Here is a 24,893-nt window from a genome sequence, read left to right on the forward strand (position 1 = left end):
GAATAACGGTGCTGCTCAATAACGGTAGTACTCAATAAATAAAAGGGGCGATGTTTCCATCGCCCCTTCTGCCCATCATCATTATTATTTATCTTTTACATCTCAGTCTGTTTCGACCGTCTAACAAACATCTTTCTGACTAATATTCTTATTGGTTGTAAGCATTCTCACCGTGGCTGTTCACATCCAGACCTTCGCGTTCTTGCTCTTCTGGTACTCGCAGACCCACAATCAAGTCAGCAATTTTAAAGGCAACGAATGCAACAACACCGGACCAGACCAAACACACACCAACGCTGAACAACTGTACACCAACTTGATGACCCATAGTGACGCCAGCGGCGTAACCTGTACCACCCAATGAAGCGGAAGTGAAGACACCGGTCAGGATACAACCGACAATCCCGCATACGCCATGGACACCGAACACATCGCATGTATCATCGACTCGCAGCCATTTTTTCAGTAGTACCACACCCCATAGGCCAGCAACACCACCGATCAAGCCGATAATCAACGCACCACCTACACCCACAGTCCCTGCCGCTGGCGTAATCGCAACCAAACCTGCGATACAACCTGAACAGGCACCCAGTAATGAAGGTTTGCCACGTAAAATCCACTCAGCAAATACCCAAGAAAGAATGGCACCCGCTGTGGCGACTACAGTATTCAAGAACGCAAGGGCAGCAATTTCATTAGCGGCACTCGCTGAACCCGCGTTGAAGCCGAACCAACCAATATACAGAATCGCAGTACCGGTAAAGACCATTGGCAAGTTGTGTGGCTTAAATGCCTCTTTACCAAAACCAGCACGTTTGCCAAGCAAGTAAGCACCGACCAGACCTGCAATAGCGGCGTTAATGTGCACCACTGTACCACCCGCAAAGTCCAACGCGCCGTCCATTGCCAAGAAACCACCGCCCCACACCATGTGTGCCATTGGCAGATAAGAGAAGGTGAACCACAATACCGCGAAAATCAGCACCGCAGAGAAACGAATACGTTCAGCGAACGCACCGACTACCAGTGCAACAGTGATACAGGCAAATGAAGCTTGGAATGCCACATGGATATATTGGTAGAACGTGCCACTTAAACTGGTCAAACCGATGCCTTTCAACATCGCCGTTTCAAAGCCACCGAAGAAAGCATTACCCGCACTGAAGGCTAAGCTGTAACCGTAGAGAATCCACAACACGCAGACGAGTGCGAAAGTGACAGTGACTTGCGTCATCATCGATAATACGTTTTTGGAACGCAGCAAGCCGCCGTAGAACAGGGCAATACCGGGTACGGTCATAAACAGCACCAACGCGGTGCAAATCATCATAAAAGCATTATCAGCTTTGTCAGCTACAGCCGTTTCAGCAGCCATTGCCAAAGAAGGCAGCATCGCTACCGCACTCAGGCCCAACACGGATAAAAGTTTTTTCATCATCAACCCATCCCTATTCACTAAATTTGAGCCTGCAAATTACAGTGCTGCTTCGTCTGTTTCACCAGTACGGATGCGAATAACACGTTGCAATTCAGCAACGAAAATTTTGCCATCACCAATCTTGCCGGTATAGGCAGCCTTACTGATCACATCAATGACTTCATCCAATTGATCATCAGCAATGGCAATATCAATTTTAACTTTGGGTAAGAAATTAACGCTGTATTCAGCTCCCCGATAGAGTTCTGCATGTCCTTTTTGGCGACCAAATCCTTTCACTTCGGTTACGGTCAGCCCCTGAATACCCACAGAGGATAAGGCTTCACGCACATCCTCCAGCTTGAATGGTTTGATCACCACGGTAACCAGCTTCATATTTGCCCCTTCTCGAATTAAGTCGAATTTAAGTCTCCACGAAATAGATAAAGCAAAGGCTATGCCATAAATATTAATTGCAGAGAATTAGTCTAAAAATGGCGATCAGAGGGCGGTTGAGATAGGCAACCCAGATACGATGGCGTTGGACTGATAGTGCTGTGTGTTTTTTGCGCACCAAATTAGTGCGACACGCGTCACAAAAGTGCACGGACGTATCGATGCGTGATTAGGCTGCAAGATATTGGTGCGCTATAGACGCTATTTTTCCAGATTTTGGTGCATTTGCAGGGTGTTTCGATGGAAAAGGAGTTTGACGTGCTGCGCCTAAAAGAAAGCGAGGCCATTTGGCCCCGCAGCTTACCCTTTAATTTACTGCGCTTTCTAATTGGTCAATGGCAGCTAAATCTTCGCTGACTAGCTGCAACTGGTACATTTGATAATAACGGCCATGAGCCGCGAGCAGCTCTTGGTGCGTACCTTGCTCAACTGCCACACCGCGGTGCAGAACTAAGATGGTATCGGCATCGACAATAGTTGAGAGGCGATGAGCAATCACGACTAAAGTGGTTTTTTTCCGAATCAGCTGCAATGCCCGTTGGATGGCCTGTTCAGTACCAGAATCAATGTTCGCGGTTGCTTCATCCAAAATCAAAATTTGCGGTGCTTGTACCAATACCCGAGCCAGCGCGAGTAGCTGTTTTTGCCCAACCGATAAGGTATTGCCCTGCTCCCCTAACAGGCTATGCAACCCATCAGGTAGCGCATGAACCAATGGCGCAAGCTGTACCGTTTCCAAAGCATCCCAAACTTGCTGCTCGCTAATGTCACGACCTAAGGTGACATTGGCAAAAAAGGAATCGGCCAACACCACAGGGTCTTGTTGCACCATGGCAACGCCTTGGCGCAAAGTCTGATGGGATAGCTCGGACAACGGTCGACCATCAAGCAATATCTCGCCTTGCTGCACCGGATAATAGCCCATTAATAAATTAGCCAGCGTACTCTTACCACTGCCCGTATGCCCGACCAGAGCGACAAACCCGCGTGAAGGTACCTCAAGCGAAATATTTTGCAGCACCATTTTATCGTGACGATAAGCAAAGCTGACATTATTCACTTGGATGCGGCCGCTGGTCAGCGGACGGTCATCTGTTCCGTAGCCTTGTTGAGCGCGATCCATCAGATCAAAAATACGCTCCCCAGCGACGACTGCCTGTTGCAAGATTGACTGCTGAGACGTCAGTTCAATCAATGGCTCATTAAGCCGACCAAGGTAGTTGATAAACGCATACAACACCCCTACCCCAACCGAACCTTCAGGGCTAAAACCGAAAAGAAGTAACAAACCGCATAGCACCATGGCAGAGAACAAACTCAGCAAGGGACGTAATAGAAAACCTTCTAAGCGCAATGTTTGCATCCGCGCCATATAATGCGCGCGGCTAGCAGAATCCATACGCTCACCGAAACGTGCTTGCTGGCGGAATTGCTGAATGACACCCATACCATTGATAACTTCGTTAAAACCGTCGTTGATATCAGCGAGATAAGCCCGAACACGCCTGACTATGGGTGTGCTATAGCGCTGGTAGATAGCCATCACCACCAATACTGCGGGGAAAATGCAGATCGAAATCAACGCCATGCGCCAATCTAGACTGAACATCGCCACCAGCATCGCGCCAATTAATGCCGCACTTTTGAGTACCGTTGATACCACCATCACATATAAATCTTTGATGACTTCAGTGTCATTAGTAACGCGGGAAATCAATTGACCCACGGGCTGGGTATCAAATGCACTGAGGGGCTGGCGCAAAGCAGCATCCATGACTTCAATGCGTAACCGCTGAACGACCCCGACGGCAGCACGGTTAAACAGTAATGCCTGAAAATAGTGCAATGAAGCAGCCAGTAATTGCAGCAGTAAATATGCCACCGCTAACCCACCGACTAAACCGAGGGGTAGCGTGCCTTTTGCCACTACATGGTCAATAAAATAGCTGATTAAGAGTGGGCCACTGACTTCAGCGGCAGCGGCGACCCATAGCATCAATACCGCTAACCCTAATGGTTTACGATATGGGGAACCGTAGGAAAGTAAGCGTTTTAATGTCGGCCAAAGTTTTAATACTGGCAAAAACTTTACCGTCGGCGAAACTTGTTGAGACTTACTCATCCGTTTTAGCCTCCGGTTCACCATCATCAAGCGCAGCTTCTAATTGCTGATAACGGTACATCTCGCGATACCAACCCGATTGATTGACCAATAAGTTATGTGCGCCACGCTGCATCACACCGCCGTGTTGCATCACCAGAATTTCGCTGGCCTCCGTTAAAGCTGAAAGACGATGAGCGCTGATAATCACAGTACGACCCTCACCCCAGAGGCGCAGATTTTTTAAGATGTCATGCTCTGTTTGGCCATCAACCGCAGAAAGGGCATCATCCAGAATCAAGATCTCCGTCTCCAGTAATAGTGCCCTCGCAATGGAAATCCGCTGTTTTTGCCCGCCGGACAGCATCACACCGCGCTCACCAACTTCAGTGTCATACCCCTGAGGAAGACGCAAAATATCTTCATGTACGCTGGCTAAACGCGCGGCCCGTTCGATTTGTTCCTGAGTGGCATCAGGCTTACCCAACGCGATGTTGCCTGCGACCGTATCAGAGAACAAAAAGGGGGTTTGGCTGACCACAGATAAACGCCCACGCCAGTCATGCAGACGAATATCAGACAGTGAATGCCCTTGATAACAGATAGCGCCGTCATCAACATCAAACTGCCGCTGAATCAATGCCAGTAAGGTGCTTTTACCTGAGCCTGTTGGTCCACAAAGCCCTAACATCTGCCCTGGCGCCAATTTCAGTGCCACATCATGTAATGCTGGCTGCTCCGCTCCTGGATAGTAGAAGTGGCGAATATTGACGACTAACGAACCACGTTCGTTAGACAATTCGATGTGACCGTCTTTCACCACCGGTGCTTCATCCAGCAAACTACGAATACGGCTATATGCCGCGCTGCCGCGCTCGACGATATTAAACATCCATGCCAGCGCCAACATTGGCCATATCATTAATCCTAAATACATAACAAAACTGGTTAGTTGCCCCAGCGTAATGCTGTGATTAACCACCATCCAGCTACCACCACCAATGGCTAACAGATTAGCTACACCGATCGCAATATAAATGGTGGGATCAAAACGGGCATCAATACGCGCAACATACATATTCTTTGCGCCAGCTTCGGCGGCGACCTGCGCAAATTGCTGTGATTGATTATCTTCCAGACCAAAGGATTTGATCATGCGGATACTGGTCAAGCTCTCTTGCGCCTGATTATTGAGATTAGAAAATGCCCCCTGCGCCGATTTAAAACGCTGGTGTAGTTGGTCACCATAGTATTTGATCACTATTGCCATCACCGGCATGGGTAACAACGACAACAACGTCAGTTCCCAGCTAATTTGGGTACTCATGACAATCAGCACCGCGCAGCCCATTACCAGCGAATCCACTAGCGTCAGCACACCTTCACCCGCAGCAAAGACCACACGGTCGACATCGTTAGTGGCACGCGCCATTAAGTCACCAGTACGATGACGCAAATAGAAACCGGGAGCCTGGCGACTCAGTTGGCGATAAAAATTCGATCGTAGCTCTACAGCCAATTGATAGGATGCACCAAAGAGTAAAACCCGCCAGACATAGCGCAGTAAGTAGACCACGATTGCCGTCACTAACATCACACCGACCCACACCAGTAACATGTTGGTCGACATCTGTTTTGTACTGATGCCATCCACTATCACGCCTACCAATTTGGGCGGCAGTAATTGCAAGATAGCAATAATGATCAACAGCAACACCGCACCCACATAGCGACGCCACTCTCGGCGGAAGTACCAGCCTAATTGTGCAAACAATCTCACGCAGTTTTATTCCATGGTCTGATACCGAATAGCGTCGGTATTATTTCGCTCAAAGCGACAGGAAAGTAGAGTACCATCGTTAAAATGGCTTTTGACTCAAAAAGTTTTCTCACTCGGGCACCGGTAGCATCGTTGTGTATTTGATCTTCTCCATCGCAAAACTCGATGTCACATCAATCAGGCCCGGCACACCATTCACCATACGTTTGTAGAAGTTATCGTAACTTTTCATATCGGCGACTTCTACCTGCATCAGGTAATCATATTCGCCCGCCATACGATAGAATGCCAACACCTCAGGCATTTTCTTGGTGAATTCGACGAAAGCTTGATACCAATCGCTATTATGCTGCTGCGTCTTAATCAGCACAAATGCCGTCAGCCCCAGCCCTAACTTTTCGCTATCCAGCAAGGCAACGCGGCCACGGATAAATCCTTCATCCTCGAGTCGCTTCAGGCGCTTCCAACAGGGTGTTGACGTCAAGTTGACTGCTTCCGCCAGAACTTGCAGTGACTGCGTGCAATCTTGTTGCAACATACACAGCAGCTTGCGGTCTGTTTTATCTAGCATAACTACTATCCATGGAATAATTTTCTACCATTTGGCGACAAAGAAGGAAAAATGGCAACGTTTTTTTCTTTGAAAGTCGATATCATGGCTATCATTAGATGACTCTTAATATACAGGCCAGCAAATGACCAATACTTGGGTAAAAAATGCTATCAGTGAAATAGAAGCTGATTTTCAACGCTCCGCTGATACCCACTTGATTCGCCTCAACCTGCCGACCTTTCCTGGTATTTATCTCTATTTAAAAGATGAAAGTACTCATCCGACCGGTAGCTTAAAGCACCGTTTAGCCCGCTCATTGTTCCTCTATGGGCTGTGTAATGGGTGGATCACGGAAGGGACGACTATCATTGAGGCTTCTTCAGGCAGTACAGCCGTGTCTGAAGCCTATTTTGCCCGTCTAATTGGATTACCTTTTATTGCGGTCATGCCAAGTTGCACTGCGAAGCGAAAAGTTGAGCAGATTACTTTCTATGGCGGCCGCTGCCATTTTGTCGACCATGCAGGGCAAATCTATGCAGCATCGGAGCAATTGGCGCGTGAACTAAATGGCCACTATATGGACCAGTTTACGTATGCGGAACGAGCAACTGACTGGCGTGGCAATAATAACATTGCAGATAGTATCTTCCGCCAAATGGCACGTGAGCCTTTCCCGGTACCGGACTACATTGTGATGAGCGCGGGCACGGGTGGGACTTCCGCCACCTTGGGTCGTTATATCCGCTATCAAGGTCACGACACCCAACTGATGGTGGTCGACCCAGAAAATTCAGTATTCTATGATTGCTTCTGCAACCGTGATCGCGCAGTCACTGGCAGTTGTGGTAGTCGTATTGAGGGGATCGGCCGCCCACGAGCGGAGCCTTCATTTATTCCCGAAGTGATCGACAGCATGTTACGTGTACCCGATGCCGCCAGTATTGCAACGATTCATTGGCTTGAAGGCATTCTAGGGCGCAAAGTCGGAGCATCGACAGGGACTAACGTCTGGGGAGCTTTGCAATTAGCCAAACAAATGCGTGAACAAGGCAAAACGGGCGCGATTGTGACACTGCTTTGTGATAGTGGCGAACGCTATCTGGACACTTATTACGACACCCAATGGGTGAGTAGCAATATTGGTGATTTAACCCCCTTCCGCAATGAGTTAAATAACCTATAACTTGCCGATAAAAAGGGGCGTTAAGTGCCCCCTTTGAGGAAGAAAAAAACCGGATGGTTATCCGGTTGGCTAATAGCTATACCCTTTGTCATTGATGTTTTTGCACCAAGCATTGGGTATTAACCTCAGAATTCGGGGGAATAGGTGAGGTGTGGTGAACTTAGCCAATGTTGCAAATAGTGCGCCACGCCTTGGTGCTCGCAGCGGCCAATAACTTGTAGCTGAGGCAATTCTTGTTTCAATTGCGGTAAGGCATTCCCCATCACTAATCCACGCCCGACCCGTGACAGCATCTCTTTATCATTCATTGCATCACCAAAAGCCATGCAATCGGCCAGAGTTAAATCAAGGTGATGACTGAGTTGTTCCAACGCCGCGCCTTTATTGCAACCACGGGGAAGCACTTCAAGGCACTCAACAGCAGAGAAACAGAAATCAGCTTTGTCACCCATCTGTTGCTCCAACTGAGCTTTAAGCTCAATTAACTCTTGATGTGAAGCAATAAAGCAAATCTTGTGATTGCCCGTTAACGGTAATGCATCCAATGCCGTAAGCTGATACTGGAAACCACTGGTTTTATGAGCGGTAAGCAGCGCGGGATCATGAAAATCAGTAAACCAGCCCTCATCGCGGAATAAATGGATACTGGCATTCGTCTGCCAAGGCGTTCGCAGCACAAACTCCACCAACTCCGCGGGCAAATCCATTCCATATAAAGGTGCACCATTCAGATCGCAAACCCGTGTTCCATTGCCGGTAATCAGATAACCGTTAATACCGGAATGAGATAAAATACCTTTCATATCAATGTAGTGCCGGCCGGTTGCGAATGTCAGGATCATCCCGCTATCCACTAACTGATGCAATGCATTCAATGTCGCGCCACCAATATTATGGTCGCGCATCAGTAAGGTTCCATCCATATCAAAAGCGGCTAAACGGTACATTCAAAACCTCACTGAGAGTCATTCTGGTGGTATAGATTGAATTATGGCGTACTATTTACGGAACTAATAGTGAACAAATGATTTAAACTATTCCGTATTTAGTGTTAACCCGACTAGACGCCATTGTTGAAGGTAGACCTTTAAATATGCGCATTATTCACCGACTCACTCAATACCAGCGGTTGTATCAGAAATTTGGCGACCAACTCGCAGCAACCACCGTCGGGGAACTGGCAGAATTACTCTTTTGCAGCGAAAGGCATACTCGAACCCTTATCCAGCAGCTACAGTCAAACGACTGGCTCAGTTGGCATTCGCAAGTGGGTCGTGGGAAACGTGCGCAGCTAAAATGCCTGAAAAACCCTGATACGCTACGGGCAACCTACCTTAAATTGTTCCTTGAGCAAGGCGACCATCAAGCAGTGCTTGCGTTAGCCCAGTTGGAACCTGAACGTCTACAAACGCTACTCAACCCTCATATGGGGGGGCAATGGCAAGCCGATAGCCCAATACTGCGTATTCCTTATTACCGCGAACTTGAACCCTTAAACCCGATGCTCAGTACTGGCCGGGCGGAACAACATCTGATTTATACTTTACATGCGGGGTTGACCCGCTTTAATACCGGCGATCCACAGCCAAAGCCAGATTTAGCACATCATTGGCAAGTCAGTGACGATGGATTAACCTGGCAATTCTTCTTACGCAGCCAATTGCGTTGGCATAATGGGGAGCACATTCGCGGAGAACAATTATTACAAACATTGGCACTGTTACGGGCAAATCCGCGCAGCGAGCCGAATTTTGCCAATATCTCAGCCATCGACCTCCCCCATGCACTGTGTCTTAAATTTACACTTTTCAAGCCTGACTACTGGCTAGCGCATCGGTTGGCAGACTTACCATGCCGACTGTTTCATCCTGATAATCCGCAGTGGGGCGCAGGTCCATTCAAGTTGGCTACCTTTGACCAACGTTTGGTCCGGCTAGAACAACATGAGTATTACCATTTACAGCATCCATATCTGGAAATTATTGAATACTGGATAACACCAAATCTTGTGATGCCTTCTACTGATGGCAGTTGCCAACATCCCGTGCGTATCACCATCGGCCAAGAAGAGGATTACCCGCTAGCCCGTCCCGTTCAACGCAGTATGAGTCTAGGCTTTTGCTATCTGGCCATTAACCAGCACCTCAGTAATATGACGCCGCAGCAAATAACCAAACTACTGATGATTGTGCAAACCTCCGGCATATTGGAAGAATTATCCATGAGCCGTGGAGTCATAACTCCCAGCCATGAAATGCTACCGGGTTGGCCGATCCCGCATTTTGTCTCTGATGATAATCCTGCATTACCCACTCATCTGATATTGACTTACCAACCTCCGATGGAACTCAAAAGTGTCGCTGAACAACTAAAAAACCTATTAGCGGCGCAGGGTTGTACATTAGAAATCAGAGCCAGCCACGATAAACGGTGGAAAGGTACTCATCAAATTGAAAGTGCAGACTTATTATTAGCAGACCACCTAGTCGGTGAGTCTCCTGAAGCTACAATGGAAAGCTGGCTTCGCCTCGATCCAATTTGGCGCGGCATTCTTTCCCCTGCACAATTACTGCAACAGCAAAAAATACTAACTGATATTCAACAAATCGAACTGGAATCGGAACGATTCCGTCAGTTACAGGCGTATTACAATAACCTGATGCTATCAGGCTTGATTTTGCCGCTATTCAATTATCAATATCAGGTTAATGCTCCGCCACGTATTAATGGTGTCACTTTAACCGCTTATGGTTGGTTCGATTTTAGCCAAGCATGGCTACCGCCAACGACAAGCTGACAAGCAAGCGCAGGCTGCTACCTTTTAGCAGGCGAACTGAGTACCATACCGTCAGTTCTTTATTTTGCTGCGGGCTATATCATTCAAAACCGCAGTCGTACGAGGTCGCAGTATGAAACGTGCCGTAGTTGTTTTTAGTGGTGGACAAGACTCCACCACCTGCTTAATTCAAGCATTGCAGCAATATGATGAAGTCCATTGCATTACATTTGATTATGGGCAGCGCCACCGCGCAGAAATAGATGTTGCCCGCGAGCTAGCCACACAACTTGGCGCGAAAGCCCATAAAGTATTGGATGTGGGGATGCTCAATGAGTTAGCCGTCAGTAGCCTGACCCGTGAGAATATTCCTGTACCCCACCATGACGAAGAAGATGCTGATGCCATTCCCAGTACCTTTGTTCCCGGCCGTAATATTCTATTTCTCACCTTGGCGGCTATCTACGCTTATCAGGTACAAGCACAGGCAGTGATCACTGGGGTTTGCGAAACAGATTTTTCTGGTTATCCCGATTGCCGCGATGAGTTCGTCAAAGCACTTAACCAAGCGATTAATTTAGGCATCGGCCGAAATATCGACTTCATTACGCCGCTAATGTGGCTCGATAAAGCCGAAACATGGGCGTTAGCGGACTACTATCAGCAGCTCGATCGTGTACGAAGCTCAACCCTCACTTGCTATAACGGCATTCAAGGTGATGGGTGCGGCGAATGTGCTGCTTGCCATCTACGCGCCAAAGGGCTTGAGTTTTATCTGGCAAACAAACCCAATGTTCTTTTAAGCCTGAAACAAAAAACTGGGCTGGTTTGATGCATTCATCGTTTTAATCGCTGGCTAGCACAGATCGTTTCGGTTATAGCACCCTAGCCTCGCTCTACTAGAGCGAGGGATAATATTTTATTTGCCATGACTGTATTCACGATGACAGTATTCGAACTCAGTGCGGTTCACTTATAAGCTTCGGTCGACAAACTCTTGCAACTTCTCACGTAATTCCCCTTCCAATGGCACTGCTTTTTGGCTACGTAAGTCGATACAAACGAAGGTTAATTCCGCATCTGCAACAGGGGTTAATTCAGGTTCTAGCGAAACAGTCTGTTTCATCACCCCGCTTTTACCGTTGAGTTTTAATAGCTGGCTATCAATACGCAGTAAGTCCCCCAACACCGCAGGCCGGCGGTAGCTAATATTGATATTTACCACGATAAAAGCAATTTGATTCTCCGCCATCCACTGTGCTGCTGGCTCATCATCAAGCCATTCCCAGCGAGCCTCTTCGAGAAACTCTAAATAACGGGCATTATTAACATGTTGAAAAACGTCAATGTGGTAGCCCCGGACTTTGATGTGTGTATGCATAGCGGCGTACGTCTCCAGACAGAAATAATCATTATCAAGTTACCAGCACAACTGGTATGACCTCAAAGCAAGATTAGCAGAGGAAAATAACTACATAGCGTGTTAATTATATAATCTGGAGCAACATCACAGTTTGACCTTACGGCGTCGATTTACATTATGAGACGTTGGGATTTGTTTGCGGCGAAAAGGCCCAGACAAACACATCTAGCGCTTGCCTGGCACCTGAGTTAATCACCACTCATTTAGATTACAGTTTCAATTTTCCGCCGTTTCGCTCTATAAACGAAGGGCCAATTCCCTGCACTTCAAGCAGCTGTTCCACATCAGTAAAAGGGCCAAACTGCTCTCGGTAATGAATAATGGCATCAGCCTTCTTTTTACCAATTCCACTGAGCTTCTGAGCCAGCTGTTCGGCATTGTCACTATTAATATTGGCCTGATCTTGTGAGCCACTAGAGAGATGGCCAGCAGTTAACGCGGCTGAGGTATTGGACAGCCCACTCTCCTTCTCTACCGTTTTTAAAGGCGTTTGGCCCGAATTGGTCTGACTGACCTTTTTCACATCGTTAGGCTGATTTAGCGCTTTATCCTGCGCAGGATTATTTGAGCTTAATGGTGCGGCATGAGCGAACTGTTGGAGATTAACGCCAACTAACAATGCAGTGATAACGAACAATTTTCCTATGAATTTCATGCTGTATCCTCCTTGTGTTTGACAGCGTGGCTACCTTGCCCCAACAGCCTGTTAATCGCAAAGGACAGATTTTAGATATGCGAAAGGCCGCCAAAGCGACCTTTCGTTGTTACATTGAGTTGCAAATGAATGCGAGAGCTATTGCGGTTATTCTTTACTGTGGCTGCTGTTGCTCCGCAGGGCCCATCTTGATGGTTGCCTGTTTGTGCAGGTTCGCCATCAGGGCATCAAAGGTCACACTGCTCGACCCTTCTAGCATTTTAGCCATAAAGGCCTTCATTTCGCCTTCCGGTAATTTACCCGGCGTCACCGATAACAACTCGATCAATACGATATTGTCCTGACGGTCTTGAGACAACCCATATACTGGCTGACCCTCTTTCGGGTGCGGCAGTGTGAAGATCGTTTGCACTAACTGATCGTCATCAGGTGCTCGTGACATGGCTTTCTTCTCACCAAAGGCGATACCAGCGGCTTTCATCGCTTCTTCACCTTTGCCTTGTTTCAGCGCGGTCAGAAGCTTCTCACCATCAACACGTGCAACCTGCTCAGCTTTTTGACGTTTAACCAATTCAGTGACCTGATCACGAACTTGATCAAATGGCTCAATACCTTCTGGTTTATGGCCGTCAATACGGATCACAAAAGCGCGATCGCCATCAACAGTAATAACATCTGAGTTGCTGCCAGGCGCACCATTCTCACCCACTAAACCACCATCAAAGATAGCCTGTACAACAGGTTTAAAATTAACGTTGGCTGGGACTGAATCACGGGTAAACCAATCGGTTTGTTTTGCTTTCGCGCCAGCGGCTTCTTCAGCAGAAGCCAGGGATTCGTTATCACTGGTTGCTGCTTCGCTCACTTTTTGCTGTAACGCGTAATATGCATCAACCGCTTTTTCCTGCTTAACCTTTTTCGCCAAAGCATCATGCACTTCTGACAGTGGCTTAACCTGCTCTGGCTTAATGTCATTCAAACGAACAATTAAGTAGCCAACAGAGGATTTCACCACGTCAGATAACTGACCTTTGTCGCTCAGATTAGCTTGTTTCAGCTCATCTGCTGTTGTTTCTGGTTCTAACCAACCTAGTTCGCCACCATTCTTACGGGAGATGATATCGGTAGATTTCTCTTTTGCCATCGTGGCAAAATCCGCACCTTTTTTCAGCTCATCCAACGCCGCTTTTGCTTCAGCTTCGGTTTTAAACTGGATAACGCTGTAGTTACGGCGCTCAGGTTGGGTGTAGCTACTTTTATGCTGCTCGTAATATGCGGCGATATCTTCTTCAGTCACCGTAATTTTGTCTTGCATTACCGCAGCATCCATCTCAATGAAGCTGATTTTCATCTGCTCCGGTGCAATAAAGCTATTTTTGTTCTGATCGTAATAGGCTTTTAGTTCATCTTCCGTGACTTTTTGCTGCGCTTGAAGCGCTTTAAGGTCGATAGTTGCCAATCGTACGTCACGTTGCTGCAAAATCAGCTCTGACATAGCCTGTGCTTCGATAGGCAGAACAAAGCCAGTATCACCAAAGGCTTGCAACAATTGCTGGTTAATAAGCTGCTGACGCTGCATTTGAGCAAACTGATCGGGGGTGTAGCCCATCCGATTCACCAGTTCGAGATATTTGTTATTGTCGAACTTATTATCAGTCTGGAAATAAGGTGCCTGACGAATGGCATCTTTGACTTGTTCATCAGTGGCTGTCAGACCCAATTTTTTAGCGTATTGGTCAAGCAACATGTTATTGACCAACTGGCCGAGAACTTGCTGACGCAGTTGCAACATATAGCCTTCGTTAGCGGCCAGCGCGGAGAACTGCTCGCCTAATTGCTGTTGCAAACGGCCTCGTTCACTCTGCACAGCTTGTTCTAACTGAGCACGGCTAATCTCTTGGCCATTAACTTTGGCTGCGTAGTCGTTGGAACCACCAATCAGATAGCTGCCAACCCCGGTCAGGATGAAGGACAGCATGATTAGGGCCAGAAGGATTTTGAGCACGACGTTATTAGCAGCCGCGCGTAAATTGTCCATCATAATGTGACAATACTCCGCTGTAATATGAATTAAAACTGTTGCGCAGGTCTAAATAAACCCAGCATTCCTTGCGACAGCCATTCGTGCTGCTGCGCGTAAAAACTACGACCTAAACGAAAAAAAGCGCATCAATAACGATGCGCCTTGTATCTTACCTTACCAGCTCAACTGCGTCAGGTTATTGTTTATAGCAAACAATATACCCTTTGTATTTGAAGTAGCGAAGATGCTGGTCACTACCCCAAGTTTTTAAACAAAGACACAGGTGAGAATTGAAGCAAAAATCAGTTTACAGCGTCTTTCAGACCTTTACCGGCGCGGAAGCTTGGTACTTTAGCCGCTGGAATACTGATTTCTTTGCCTGTCTGAGGGTTACGGCCAGTACGTGCAGAACGCTCACGGACTGCAAAAGTACCAAAACCAACCAGAGCTACGTCATCACCTTCTTTCAAAGATTCAGTAACAGAAGCAATAATTGCATCTAATGCACGCCCAGCGGCCGCTTTAGAAATATCAGCACCAGCGGCAATTTTGTCGATCAGTTGTGACTTATTCACTCTTTCATCCCCTTTAGAATTCTATCGTCGCGCCGAAAATCCCTACGGACAACACGACAGCGCAGCTGTTATATCAATCCTGTCCGACCTTAGCAAGCAGCCCGAAGGCCAAAACTTTTACCGGACAGCCGAACTAACTTAGCGGCACAAAAAATAGCTGGCAAGTAGCATTTCACTTACCAGCATCAGTTTTATCAATACTTCTTGCGATACGTCACTATTTTGACGCTACCGGCTGTGCCCCGAAGGCAGGATTTTGCAAAGCAATGGCTAAAACATCATCAATTCGCTTAACCGGATGAATTTCCAGATCAGCAATAACGTTATCAGGAATCTCTTCCAAATCACGCTTATTATCATCTGGGATTAGCACAACTTTGATCCCACCGCGGTGAGCGGCTAGCAACTTCTCTTTCAAACCACCGATAGGTAAAACTAAACCACGTAAGGTGATTTCACCGGTCATAGCAACATCTGCACGCACAGGGTTACCTGTTAGGCAAGAAACCAATGCAGTACACATTGCGATACCTGCGCTCGGGCCATCTTTCGGTGTCGCGCCTTCTGGCACATGCACGTGAATATCACGCTTCTCGTAGAAATCAGGGTTGATACCTAATTTATCCGCTCGCGCGCGAACCACGGTCAATGCCGCCTGAATAGACTCTTGCATCACTTCACCCAGAGAACCGGTGTAAGTCAGCTTACCTTTCCCTGGGACACAGGCGGTCTCGATGGTCAGCAAATCACCGCCAACCTCAGTCCATGCCAAGCCAGTGACTTGACCAACGCGGTTTTCGGTATCCGCACGGCCATAGTCAACCTTTTGTACGCCAAGGAAATCTTTCAGGTTTTCGCCAGTGATCTCAATATGCTTAACCGTTTTGTCCATAAGCAGATTTTTGACTGCTTTACGGCACAATTTGGAGATTTCACGCTCCAAACTACGTACCCCTGCCTCGCGGGTGTAATAACGGATAATGCTCATAATGGCACTGTCGTCGATAGTCAGTTCGCCTTTCTTAATCGCATTGCGCTCAAATTGCTTCGGCAGCAAATGCTGTTTGGCAATATTGAGTTTTTCATCTTCGGTATAGCCTGACAGACGAATCACTTCCATACGATCCAGCAAAGGGGCCGGAATATTCATGGAGTTAGACGTCGCCACAAACATAACGTCAGACAGATCATAATCCACTTCCAGATAATGATCGTTGAATGCAACGTTTTGCTCCGGATCTAATACCTCAAGCAAGGCAGAAGCCGGATCACCACGCATGTCGGACGCCATTTTATCGATCTCATCCAAAAGGAAGAGCGGATTCTTGACGCCAACTTTTGCCATTTTCTGGATCAATTTACCCGGCATAGAACCGATATAGGTACGGCGGTGACCACGGATTTCCGCTTCATCACGCACCCCACCTAATGCCATACGCACATATTGGCGACCTGTCGCACGGGCAATAGATTGCCCCAGAGAGGTTTTACCCACCCCAGGAGGCCCTACCAGACACAGGATTGGCCCCTTAATTTTGCTGACTCGGCTCTGCACTGCGAGATATTCCAAAATACGATCTTTAACCCGTTCCAAGCCATAGTGATCGGTATCCAGAACTTCCTGCGCTTTGACCAAATCTTTCTTAACTTTACTGCGACTGTTCCATGGAACCTGCAACATCCAATCGATGTAACCACGAACTACTGTGGCCTCTGCCGACATCGGCGACATCATTTTCAGCTTCTGCAACTCAGCTTCGGTTTTCTCGCGTGCATCTTTCGGCATCTTAGCCGCTTCGATTTTACGCTTCAGCGCTTCATGTTCGTCAGGCGCATCGTCCATCTCGCCCAGTTCTTTCTGAATAGCTTTCATTTGCTCGTTCAGATAGTACTCGCGTTGGCTCTTTTCCATCTGCCGTTTGACGCGATTGCGAATCCGCTTTTCAACCTGTAGCAGGTCGATTTCTGATTCCATCATCGCCATCAGATATTCCAGACGTTCAGTCACATCGAACATTTCCAGAACAGCTTGTTTATCATTCAATTTCAACGGCATATGCGCCGCGATCGTGTCGGCAAGACGTGCTGCATCATCAATGCTGTGCAACGATGCCAGCACTTCAGGTGGAATTTTTTTATTCAGTTTGATGTAGCCTTCAAACTGATTAATGGCCGTGCGAACCAATACTTCCTGTTCACGATCATCCATCACAGGCGATTCAAGGTATTCCGCCTGAGCAGCAAAATGCTCACCACTATCAGAAAGCGTGGTGATGCGTGCACGCTGCAGCCCTTCGACCAACACTTTGACCGTACCATCAGGCAATTTCAGCATTTGCAAAATCGAAGCTACGGTGCCAACTGAAAACAGATCATTGATACCAGGTTCATCTGTCGAGGCTTCTTTCTGCGCAACCAGCATGATTTTTTTATCATGATCCATTGCAGCTTCCAGACACCGAATCGACTTTTCCCGGCCAACAAACAGTGGGATCACCATATGCGGATAAACCACCACATCGCGCAGAGGCAATACGGGGATTTCTATGCGTTCAGAACGCTCAGGGTTCATAGAGCTCTCTCTTAGTTTAGCTTCCGCCAGATTACTGGAAATCTCGTGAAACACGAATCATCACGAGTTTCACTAAATAGGTAATTGAGTATATGGGGACGAATGTCTTACATTCAACGATTACAATGCGAGGAAAAAGAAATGGGGGATAAAATCCCCCATTGTCATACTAACCATCTGGATTATTTGGCTAATTATTCGCCAGAAGCTTGAGCTTCGGGTTGGCCATAAATCAGCATCGGTGCAGATTGACCCGCAATAACGGATTCATCTACAACCACTTTCTCCACACTCTCCATTGACGGTAGATCGTACATGGTATCCAGTAATGCAGCTTCTACGATAGAACGCAGGCCACGAGCACCTGTTTTCCGTGCCATCGCTTTCTTGGCAATGGCTGTCAGCGCCTCATCACGGAATTCAAGCTCTACACCTTCCAGATTGAACAACGCCTGATACTGCTTAGTCAGTGCGTTTTTAGGTTCTTTCAAGATTTGAATCAGTGCGTCTTCGCTCAATTCACTCAAGGTTGCAACCACAGGTAGACGACCGATAAATTCAGGGATTAAACCGAACTTAATCAAGTCTTCTGGCTCAGCTTGGCTTAATAACTCGCCTTCCGTTGCCTTCTCTAACTTGCCTTTAACCTTAGCGCCAAAACCAATACCCGTACCGGTGTTAATGCGTTGCCCAATGACTTTGTCTAGGCCAGCAAAAGCACCGCCGCAAATAAACAGAATTTTAGAGGTATCAACCTGTAAAAACTCCTGTTGCGGATGCTTACGACCACCTTGTGGTGGTACGGCAGCAATTGTACCTTCTATCAGCTTCAACAGAGCCTGCTGCACACCTTCACCCGAAACATCACGGGTGATTGACGGGTTATCAGACTTACGCGAAATTTTGTCAATTTCATCGATATAGACGATACCACGTTGCGCTTTCTGAACGTCGTAATCACATTTCTGCAAAAGCTTCTGAATGATGTTTTCCACATCTTCACCCACGTAACCTGCTTCGGTCAACGTGGTGGCATCTGCCATTGTGAATGGCACATCTAAGAAGCGAGCTAATGTTTCCGCCAGAAGCGTTTTACCACTCCCTGTTGGACCAATCAGCAGGATATTACTTTTACCCAGCTCGATACCATTGCTAGTATCGCCGTTGCGTAAACGCTTGTAGTGGTTATATACCGCAACAGCCAGCACTTTTTTCGCCGGTTCTTGCCCAATGACATAGTCATCTAGGTGGCGACGAATTTCATGCGGTGTAGGCAGCGAACTACGCTCCCGGTGCGGAGCAACTTCTTTGATCTCTTCGCGAATAATGTCGTTACACAAGTCGACACATTCATCGCAGATATACACTGACGGCCCGGCTATTAGCTTACGCACTTCATGCTGGCTTTTGCCGCAGAAAGAGCAATACAGCAGCTTTCCAGAACCGTCTTTGCGCTTATCTGTCATCAGTAAACCTCTTTTTCAGTATCTGCCACACCCAAAAACACAGTGGCAGGGAGACTATTATCGCTATTTCTGGACACCACGTTAGCCTTCAACGGGCAGCCGATATATTGGGTCGTGTACGAGCAACCAGTCATTAAGCACCTTAAGCGCCACAATTTATTCTAATAACACACACGACCTGTTCTATTTACATCCAATTATAGTCTATCGGCTCACAGAAATAAGTCGTTAGTCACGACGGGTGAACACGGAATCCACTAATCCATATTCTACAGCCTCTTCGGCTGACAAGAAACGGTCGCGCTCAGTGTCTCTCTCTATTTCTTCAAGAGATTTTCCCGTGTGAAGTGCCATCAGTTCATTCATGCGTGATTTCACTTTTAAAATCTCTCTTGCATGAATTTCAATATCTGTGGCTTGGCCCTGGAAACCACCCAACGGTTGGTGAATCATTACCCGTGAATTCGGCAAACAGAAACGCTTACCTTTCGCGCCAGCCGTCAACAGAAATGCACCCATTGAGCACGCTTGCCCCATACAGATAGTGCTGACATCAGGCTTAATAAATTGCATGGTGTCATAAATTGACATCCCAGCCGTAATCACCCCACCTGGTGAGTTGATATACAGGAATATATCTTTCTCTGGGTTTTCTGCTTCCAGAAACAGCATCTGCGCTGTGATCAGGTTGGCCATATGGTCTTCAACCTGACCGGTCAGGAAAATAATACGTTCTTTAAGCAGACGAGAGAAGATATCGTAAGAACGCTCCCCACGTGAAGTCTGCTCAACCACCATTGGCACCAGAGCCATGTTAGGTGCAAATTGATCTCGTTCGCCACTGTATGACATTACCGTCTCCTAATAGAATTTACTTTGGCGCCATTCATAACCGATTCTACTTGAGATAAGTAATGATGACTATGTCCATGCATCAAGGTGCGTGCAAACTGCCTGGTTATCCAGACGCATTCTACAGCGGTAATCAGCCCGTGTTTCATCAACATCTTATGAACGTTCACTAAATAAATTGGGGATTAATCTTCTTTTTCAAGTCCCCTCACATTTTTTAGCCTAACAACCGTTCGCTATCCCTACCCTAATCCAGACGCCAAATTGTTTTTTATCCGTATATCACTTGTCAAATATAGCGCAAATTACACAGCAACATGCCAGATTAATCATACTATTGAGTGATTGTTGTTACCAAAAGAAAAGCCCGTGGCCAAAGGCAACGGGCTTCATCAATCAAAAACTGTTACACCCTTTCCAGTTTTAGGAGATGGGTTATATCCAGCTTGATGCGCTAAAAAACATTACGCATTAGTGGTCTGATTCATCAGTTCACTGAAGGTCGTTGGTTTTTCAGTCACTTTGGCTTTAGCCAGCAGAGTTTCTACAGCTTGTTCTTCCAGAGCAACACTGCGCATGTTGTTCATCAGCTCTTTGTTTTTGCTGTAGAACTCAACAACTTCTTGCGGATCTTCGTAAGCAGAAGCCATTTCTTCGATCAATGCCTTAACACGATCTTCATCAGCTTTCAGTTCATGCTTGCTGATAACTTCGCCCAACAGCAGACCGACAACAACACGACGTTTCGCTTGTTCTTCAAACAGTTCACGTGGCAGTTCAGCAGCTTGCTTCTCATTACCACCGAAACGCTGAGCAGCTTGACGGCGCAGAACATCGATTTCACCTTCAACCAGTGCAGCAGGAACGTCGATTTCATTTGCACTGACTAAACCGTCGATTGCCTGAGTTTTAACACGGTTACGTACAGCACCTTTCAGCTCACGTTCCATGTTTTTACGCACTTCGGCACGCAGGCCAGCAACTGAACCATCAGCAACGCCGAAACGTTTGATAAATTCTTCAGTCAATTCTGGCAGCTCACGCACTTCAACTTTCTTCAACACGATGTCGAATTTAGCTGATTTACCTTTCAGGTTTTCTGCGTGGTAATCTTCTGGGAAATTAACGTCGATGGTGAACTCTTCACCGGCTTTATGGCCGATAACACCTTCTTCGAAGCCTGGGATCATACGACCCTGACCCATTGCCAGCACGAAATCAGTCGCTTTGCCACCTTCGAATACTTCACCGTCGATAGAACCGGTGAAATCCAGTGTTACGCGATCTTCAGCCGTTGCTGCAGCATCAGTGTCTTTCCACGTTGCTTGTTGCTTACGCAGAGTTTCCAGCATGGTATCAACGTCAGCGTCATTGACTTCAACAACTGGCTTTTCGACTTCAATGCTTTCCAGATCTTTCAGCTCAACTTCTGGGTATACTTCAAACTCAACAGAGAAAGTAAAATCTTCACCCTGCTTGTATTCACCTGGCACATAATTTGGCGCGCCAGCTGGATTAATTTTTTCTTTAATGATCGTGTCAACGAAATTACGTTGCATCAGGTCACCCAGTACGTCTTGGCGAACAGATGCGCCATAGCGCTGTTCAACGATGTTCATTGGCACATGGCCTTTACGGAAACCGTCAATACGAACACTTTTAGCGGCTTTCACTAATTCACTTTTTACTGCTTTCTCAATGCTGTCAGCAGCAACAGTAATTGTTACACGGCGGCCAAGGCCTTGAGTGGTTTCAACAGAAACTTGCATCTTGTTACCTCAAAAAAATCACAGTGCTCGGTCAACTCCAGAAGCTGCAAACGAAGCAGCACCATTTACCTTTTCAGGAATGATGCAAACTCTGAAAACACCCTCTAAGAACCGGGACGGCCGCATTAAACAGAACCGAGTATCCCAGATGTCAGAAGCGTCCCGAAACCATTCCGGAAAAATAAGACGCGACATTATAGCGGCGCTCAAGGTATGAGTCGAGGAAAGCAAGCGAATGTTGTCGCGGTAAAATTCACGCGTGAATCGTTCCCTCGGCTAAAACTCCTGTCACGCACGAATAAAAACAGCGGTGTCGCCTATACAGAAAAACAAGCGGCCCTTAGGCCGCTTGCGAAATTCTCATCTACTAATACCCTAAATCAGGCCAGAATTACTACTGTTATCCAGTCTGTTTTTGATTAAATCCACAGTTTAAGCCAATGTCCCTGCACCACGACAAGAGGGTGAATTGGGAACAGTATCTTGTAAACCAGCCCACTCTTTTGATGTGTAAGTGTGCAAAGCCAGTGCATGGACACTGCCAGCCAACTCATCAGCTAACACACTGTAAATGGCACGATGACGGCTCAAAAAGCGTTGGTCTTGAAATTTATTACTGACGATCACGATTTTAAAATGGCTTTCGGAACCCGCAGGAACATTGTGGCGGTAGCTTTCATTAATGACCTCCAGATGATCCGGTTCGAATGCCTTTTTAAGTTTTTCTTCAATTTGTTCTCGAATCAAAATCATCATATTCTCCTTACTGCCAAGGCAAAAAACTGCCTACTCTCTAATGCAATATTAGCTGATTTTCGTTGTTTTATAACATTTCAGATACAAAATAGCCCGTATATCTACTGTCAGGTCGCTGAGGGTATGAAACTAACGTTAGATATGAGGTGAATCTGATAGTCAGGTAAAAACGTGACTTGTAAGGTCTTTATGTCAATTACACTCCCGCTTGAGTATAAATTGCCTTTTTTGCTGAAATTCTCTGCATCGGGATCTTCCACCGGCCAATCCCGGTGCTATGATGTCGCCATTGCAAACTTGCAAAATAACATGGCTGCTATCCCGCTCTGATTATTAAAGAATTCCATAACTATTGAGATAAAGTGAACATGCTAAAGAAAATTCTTTTCCCGCTGTTGGCTGTTTTTATCCTGGCGGGTTGTGCTGCCAGCAACAACACATTGAATGTCACGCCCAAAGTGGTATTGCCACCGCAAGATCCAACTTTAATGGGAGTCACTATCAGTATCAATGGTGCTGATCAACGCCAAGATTCCGCGCTGGCAAGAGTCAATCGTGATGGGCAACTGGTCGTGTTAACACCTTCTCGCGACCTTCGTTTCTTGTTACAAGAAGTGTTAGAGAAACAGATGACGGCCCGTGGTTACATGATTGGCTCCGACGCCCCTGTTGACCTGCAAATCGTTGTGAACCAGCTCTTTGCCGATGTTCAGGAAGGTAATCTGCGTTATAACATCACCACTAAAGCAGATATCTCTATTACTGCCACCGCGAAAAATGGCAATAAGCAGGTGAAAAACTATCGTGCCAGCTACAATGTCCAAGGTGCATTTACTGCCACTAACGAAAAAATCACTGATGCCGTCAATACCGTGCTAAGCGATGTGATTGCGGATATGGCGCAAGACACCAGTGTCAGCAGCTTTATTAAACAAAACGCGCGCTAAATAAGGCGTTTGCTTAGCATCATCATTACTGCTTAACAGAATGCTCCGCCCTCTTTGATCGGGTGGAGCATGTAGGTCTCACATGTCCAATCGCTATTCAAACCTTTTTACCCAACGTAATTCACTCATCCTGCTGCTGTTGGGGTTTGCTTCGGGCCTACCTTTAGCCCTGACTGGCGGTACGCTACAAGCATGGATGACCGTTGAAAACGTCGATCTGAAAACCATTGGTATCTTTTCTTTGGTTGGTCAAGCTTATGTGTTTAAGTTCCTCTGGTCCCCCCTGATGGACCGTTACACACCTTCGTTTCTTGGCCGTAGACGCGGTTGGTTATTGATAAGCCAAGTACTATTGATTGTAGCAATTATCGCTATGGGCTTTATGGAGCCTGCTAAGCATTTATGGTGGCTAGCGGCTATTGCCGTATTAGTCGCATTTTGCTCTGCATCTCAAGATATTGTTTTTGATGCCTATAAGACCGATTTACTTACATCTGAGGAACGAGGCACTGGGGCGGCAGTTTCAGTCTTAGGTTATCGTCTGGCCATGTTGGTTTCAGGCGGATTAGCGCTGTGGATAGCCGATCGCTACCTCGGCTGGCAATCAACCTACTGGTTAATGGCTGGGTTGATGCTCATTGGGGTATTTGCCACCTTATTCGCTCCCGAACCCGATATTCGTATTGCCCCCCCCAAAACATTGGAGCAAGCAGTTGTTGCCCCATTACGTGATTTCTTTGGCCGCAACAATGCATGGCTAATTCTCCTACTAATTGTATTTTACAAAATGGGTGATGCTTTTGCGGCGAGTCTGAGCACGACCTTCTTAATACGTGGTGTTGGATTCGATGCCGGTGAAGTAGGTCTGGTCAATAAAACGCTAGGATTGATTGCCACCATTATTGGTGCGCTTTATGGCGGTCTGTTAATGCAGCGGTTGAGCTTATTCCGAGCATTAATGATATTTGGCATTTTACAAGCCATTTCCAATGTGGGCTATTGGCTTTTATCCATCACTGATAAGAATATATTCTCGATGGGCAGCGCTATCTTCCTAGAAAACCTCTGTGGAGGAATGGGCACTGCAGCATTCGTTGCCTTACTCATGACGCTGTGTAACAAGTCCTTTTCTGCCACGCAATTTGCTTTGCTTTCTGCGCTATCCGCAGTCGGTCGTGTTTACGTTGGCCCTATCGCTGGCTGGTTTGTTGAAACCCATGGCTGGCCGCAGTTCTACTTGTTCTCTATTGCCGCAGCCGTCCCCGGCTTATTGCTGCTCTATGTTTGTCGTCAAACTCTCGAACATACTCAGCAGACAGATGAGTTTATGCCAAGAACTGAATTTAAAACGGCGTATCGTTGGGCACTACGCTTCTTAACAGTAGGTTGCATATTGCTTTCCGCGTGGCTGATTCTACTGATAAGTAACGCATTGGATTGGACCGCTGCACCACAGATAGCGGACATCTTACTACTTCGAGGCATTCAGCTTAGCGTGGTCGGAATGGTTTTTGGCGGCGTATTAGATTATCTGGCGCTTCGGCGAGAAAAACTAGCTTAATCCACTAAATTAACATTCAAAGGCT

20 protein-coding genes are annotated in these 24,893 nt (G+C 46.9%); 5 read left to right on the top strand and 15 right to left on the bottom strand.

Features of this window, described 5'->3' with window-relative positions:
- Window positions 1–148 precede the first annotated feature (148 nt).
- From amtB to DA391_RS16875, 5 genes are all read right to left on the bottom strand, one after another.
- Entirely contained in the window at window positions 149–1,438 is a 1,290-nt protein-coding gene (gene amtB, locus DA391_RS16855; RefSeq protein WP_050082718.1) for an ammonium transporter AmtB, read from the bottom strand.
- Window positions 1,439–1,477: 39 nt separating this feature from the next.
- Window positions 1,478–1,816 carry a P-II family nitrogen regulator gene (gene glnK, locus DA391_RS16860; protein WP_002208627.1) on the bottom strand — a complete coding sequence of 113 codons (339 nt, stop codon included), beginning with the start codon at window positions 1,814–1,816 and terminating at the stop codon, window positions 1,478–1,480.
- Window positions 1,817–2,183: 367 nt separating this feature from the next.
- Window positions 2,184–3,998 carry a SmdB family multidrug efflux ABC transporter permease/ATP-binding protein gene (locus DA391_RS16865; protein ID WP_050082613.1) on the bottom strand — a complete coding sequence of 605 codons (1,815 nt, stop codon included), beginning with the start codon at window positions 3,996–3,998 and terminating at the stop codon, window positions 2,184–2,186.
- Window positions 3,991–5,757 carry a SmdA family multidrug ABC transporter permease/ATP-binding protein gene (locus DA391_RS16870; RefSeq protein ID WP_050082610.1) on the bottom strand — a complete coding sequence of 589 codons (1,767 nt, stop codon included), beginning with the start codon at window positions 5,755–5,757 and terminating at the stop codon, window positions 3,991–3,993. Before DA391_RS16870 ends, DA391_RS16865 begins: the two co-directional genes overlap by 8 nt.
- A gap of 109 nt (window positions 5,758–5,866) precedes the next feature.
- Window positions 5,867–6,328: an Lrp/AsnC family transcriptional regulator gene (locus tag DA391_RS16875; RefSeq protein ID WP_019212888.1), complete on the bottom strand. Its 462-nt coding sequence runs from the start codon at window positions 6,326–6,328 to the stop codon at window positions 5,867–5,869.
- Window positions 6,329–6,452: 124 nt separating this feature from the next.
- Between DA391_RS16875 and DA391_RS16880 the strand changes: the two genes are divergently transcribed.
- Window positions 6,453–7,493 carry a PLP-dependent cysteine synthase family protein gene (locus DA391_RS16880; protein WP_019212889.1) on the top strand — a complete coding sequence of 347 codons (1,041 nt, stop codon included), beginning with the start codon at window positions 6,453–6,455 and terminating at the stop codon, window positions 7,491–7,493.
- 125 nt (window positions 7,494–7,618) lie between these two features.
- Here DA391_RS16880 and cof read toward each other — a convergent pair whose 3' ends face one another.
- On the bottom strand, window positions 7,619–8,440 hold the full coding sequence (gene cof / locus DA391_RS16885; RefSeq protein ID WP_050286527.1) for an HMP-PP phosphatase: 822 nt from the start codon (window positions 8,438–8,440) through the stop codon (window positions 7,619–7,621).
- Between the two features lie 146 nt (window positions 8,441–8,586).
- Between cof and DA391_RS16890 the strand changes: the two genes are divergently transcribed.
- Together DA391_RS16890 and queC are read left to right on the top strand one after the other, a co-directional pair.
- A complete protein-coding gene (locus DA391_RS16890) occupies window positions 8,587–10,290 on the top strand; it encodes an SgrR family transcriptional regulator (RefSeq protein ID WP_050082607.1) in 1,704 nt (567 codons plus the stop codon).
- 112 nt (window positions 10,291–10,402) lie between these two features.
- Complete coding sequence (queC, locus tag DA391_RS16895) at window positions 10,403–11,101, top strand: 7-cyano-7-deazaguanine synthase QueC (RefSeq protein ID WP_050082605.1); 699 nt, start codon at window positions 10,403–10,405, stop codon at window positions 11,099–11,101.
- Between the two features lie 141 nt (window positions 11,102–11,242).
- Here the strand turns inward: queC and DA391_RS16900 are convergent, their stop codons facing one another.
- The 9 genes from DA391_RS16900 to bolA all read right to left on the bottom strand — a co-directional run bounded on the left by DA391_RS16900 (window position 11,243) and on the right by bolA (window position 22,357).
- The gene (locus DA391_RS16900) at window positions 11,243–11,650 is read right to left on the bottom strand and encodes an acyl-CoA thioesterase (RefSeq protein WP_050873619.1); all 408 of its coding nucleotides are present in this window, start codon (window positions 11,648–11,650) and stop codon (window positions 11,243–11,245) included.
- A gap of 250 nt (window positions 11,651–11,900) precedes the next feature.
- The gene (locus tag DA391_RS16905; RefSeq protein WP_050082602.1) at window positions 11,901–12,347 is read right to left on the bottom strand and encodes a ComEA family DNA-binding protein; all 447 of its coding nucleotides are present in this window, start codon (window positions 12,345–12,347) and stop codon (window positions 11,901–11,903) included.
- A gap of 154 nt (window positions 12,348–12,501) precedes the next feature.
- Window positions 12,502–14,388, bottom strand: a complete 1,887-nt coding sequence (gene ppiD / locus DA391_RS16910; protein WP_050082600.1) for a peptidylprolyl isomerase — start codon at window positions 14,386–14,388, stop codon at window positions 12,502–12,504.
- A 284-nt stretch (window positions 14,389–14,672) separates the two neighbouring features.
- Window positions 14,673–14,945 (bottom strand): nucleoid-associated protein HU-beta, encoded by a 273-nt coding sequence (gene hupB, locus DA391_RS16915; RefSeq protein WP_019212896.1) that lies wholly within the window; start codon window positions 14,943–14,945, stop codon window positions 14,673–14,675.
- Between the two features lie 217 nt (window positions 14,946–15,162).
- A complete protein-coding gene (gene lon, locus DA391_RS16920; protein ID WP_050082598.1) occupies window positions 15,163–17,517 on the bottom strand; it encodes an endopeptidase La in 2,355 nt (784 codons plus the stop codon).
- A 194-nt stretch (window positions 17,518–17,711) separates the two neighbouring features.
- Window positions 17,712–18,983 carry an ATP-dependent protease ATP-binding subunit ClpX gene (gene clpX / locus DA391_RS16925; protein ID WP_050082596.1) on the bottom strand — a complete coding sequence of 424 codons (1,272 nt, stop codon included), beginning with the start codon at window positions 18,981–18,983 and terminating at the stop codon, window positions 17,712–17,714.
- Window positions 18,984–19,211: 228 nt separating this feature from the next.
- Complete coding sequence (gene clpP / locus DA391_RS16930) at window positions 19,212–19,835, bottom strand: ATP-dependent Clp endopeptidase proteolytic subunit ClpP (RefSeq protein WP_049605864.1); 624 nt, start codon at window positions 19,833–19,835, stop codon at window positions 19,212–19,214.
- Between the two features lie 464 nt (window positions 19,836–20,299).
- Complete coding sequence (gene tig / locus DA391_RS16935; RefSeq protein WP_050286530.1) at window positions 20,300–21,604, bottom strand: trigger factor; 1,305 nt, start codon at window positions 21,602–21,604, stop codon at window positions 20,300–20,302.
- A 432-nt stretch (window positions 21,605–22,036) separates the two neighbouring features.
- Entirely contained in the window at window positions 22,037–22,357 is a 321-nt protein-coding gene (gene bolA, locus DA391_RS16945) for a transcriptional regulator BolA (RefSeq protein WP_072084787.1), read from the bottom strand.
- 371 nt (window positions 22,358–22,728) lie between these two features.
- Here bolA and DA391_RS16950 point away from each other — a divergent pair, with 371 nt between their 5' ends.
- Together DA391_RS16950 and ampG are read left to right on the top strand one after the other, a co-directional pair.
- Entirely contained in the window at window positions 22,729–23,307 is a 579-nt protein-coding gene (locus DA391_RS16950) for a lipoprotein (RefSeq protein WP_019212902.1), read from the top strand.
- 82 nt (window positions 23,308–23,389) lie between these two features.
- The gene (gene ampG / locus DA391_RS16955) at window positions 23,390–24,868 is read left to right on the top strand and encodes a muropeptide MFS transporter AmpG (protein ID WP_050082593.1); all 1,479 of its coding nucleotides are present in this window, start codon (window positions 23,390–23,392) and stop codon (window positions 24,866–24,868) included.
- Window positions 24,869–24,893: the final 25 nt, after the last annotated feature.

The organism is Yersinia massiliensis, from assembly GCF_003048255.1.
Classification (GTDB): domain Bacteria; phylum Pseudomonadota; class Gammaproteobacteria; order Enterobacterales; family Enterobacteriaceae; genus Yersinia; species Yersinia massiliensis_A.

Coding starts and splice junctions, on each gene's coding strand:
- ampG (WP_050082593.1), top strand. CDS start 23,390: ATGTCCAATCGCTATTCAAACCTTTTTACCCAACGTAATTCACTCATC.
- lon (WP_050082598.1), bottom strand. CDS start 17,517: ATGAACCCTGAGCGTTCTGAACGCATAGAAATCCCCGTATTGCCTCTG.
- queC (WP_050082605.1), top strand. CDS start 10,403: ATGAAACGTGCCGTAGTTGTTTTTAGTGGTGGACAAGACTCCACCACC.
- DA391_RS16865 (WP_050082613.1), bottom strand. CDS start 3,998: ATGAGTAAGTCTCAACAAGTTTCGCCGACGGTAAAGTTTTTGCCAGTA.
- DA391_RS16880 (WP_019212889.1), top strand. CDS start 6,453: ATGACCAATACTTGGGTAAAAAATGCTATCAGTGAAATAGAAGCTGAT.
- clpX (WP_050082596.1), bottom strand. CDS start 18,983: ATGACAGATAAGCGCAAAGACGGTTCTGGAAAGCTGCTGTATTGCTCT.
- ppiD (WP_050082600.1), bottom strand. CDS start 14,388: ATGATGGACAATTTACGCGCGGCTGCTAATAACGTCGTGCTCAAAATC.
- cof (WP_050286527.1), bottom strand. CDS start 8,440: ATGTACCGTTTAGCCGCTTTTGATATGGATGGAACCTTACTGATGCGC.
- DA391_RS16875 (WP_019212888.1), bottom strand. CDS start 6,328: ATGCTAGATAAAACAGACCGCAAGCTGCTGTGTATGTTGCAACAAGAT.
- glnK (WP_002208627.1), bottom strand. CDS start 1,816: ATGAAGCTGGTTACCGTGGTGATCAAACCATTCAAGCTGGAGGATGTG.
- clpP (WP_049605864.1), bottom strand. CDS start 19,835: ATGTCATACAGTGGCGAACGAGATCAATTTGCACCTAACATGGCTCTG.
- DA391_RS16890 (WP_050082607.1), top strand. CDS start 8,587: ATGCGCATTATTCACCGACTCACTCAATACCAGCGGTTGTATCAGAAA.
- DA391_RS16900 (WP_050873619.1), bottom strand. CDS start 11,650: ATGCATACACACATCAAAGTCCGGGGCTACCACATTGACGTTTTTCAA.
- bolA (WP_072084787.1), bottom strand. CDS start 22,357: ATGATTTTGATTCGAGAACAAATTGAAGAAAAACTTAAAAAGGCATTC.
- tig (WP_050286530.1), bottom strand. CDS start 21,604: ATGCAAGTTTCTGTTGAAACCACTCAAGGCCTTGGCCGCCGTGTAACA.
- amtB (WP_050082718.1), bottom strand. CDS start 1,438: ATGAAAAAACTTTTATCCGTGTTGGGCCTGAGTGCGGTAGCGATGCTG.
- DA391_RS16950 (WP_019212902.1), top strand. CDS start 22,729: ATGCTAAAGAAAATTCTTTTCCCGCTGTTGGCTGTTTTTATCCTGGCG.
- DA391_RS16905 (WP_050082602.1), bottom strand. CDS start 12,347: ATGAAATTCATAGGAAAATTGTTCGTTATCACTGCATTGTTAGTTGGC.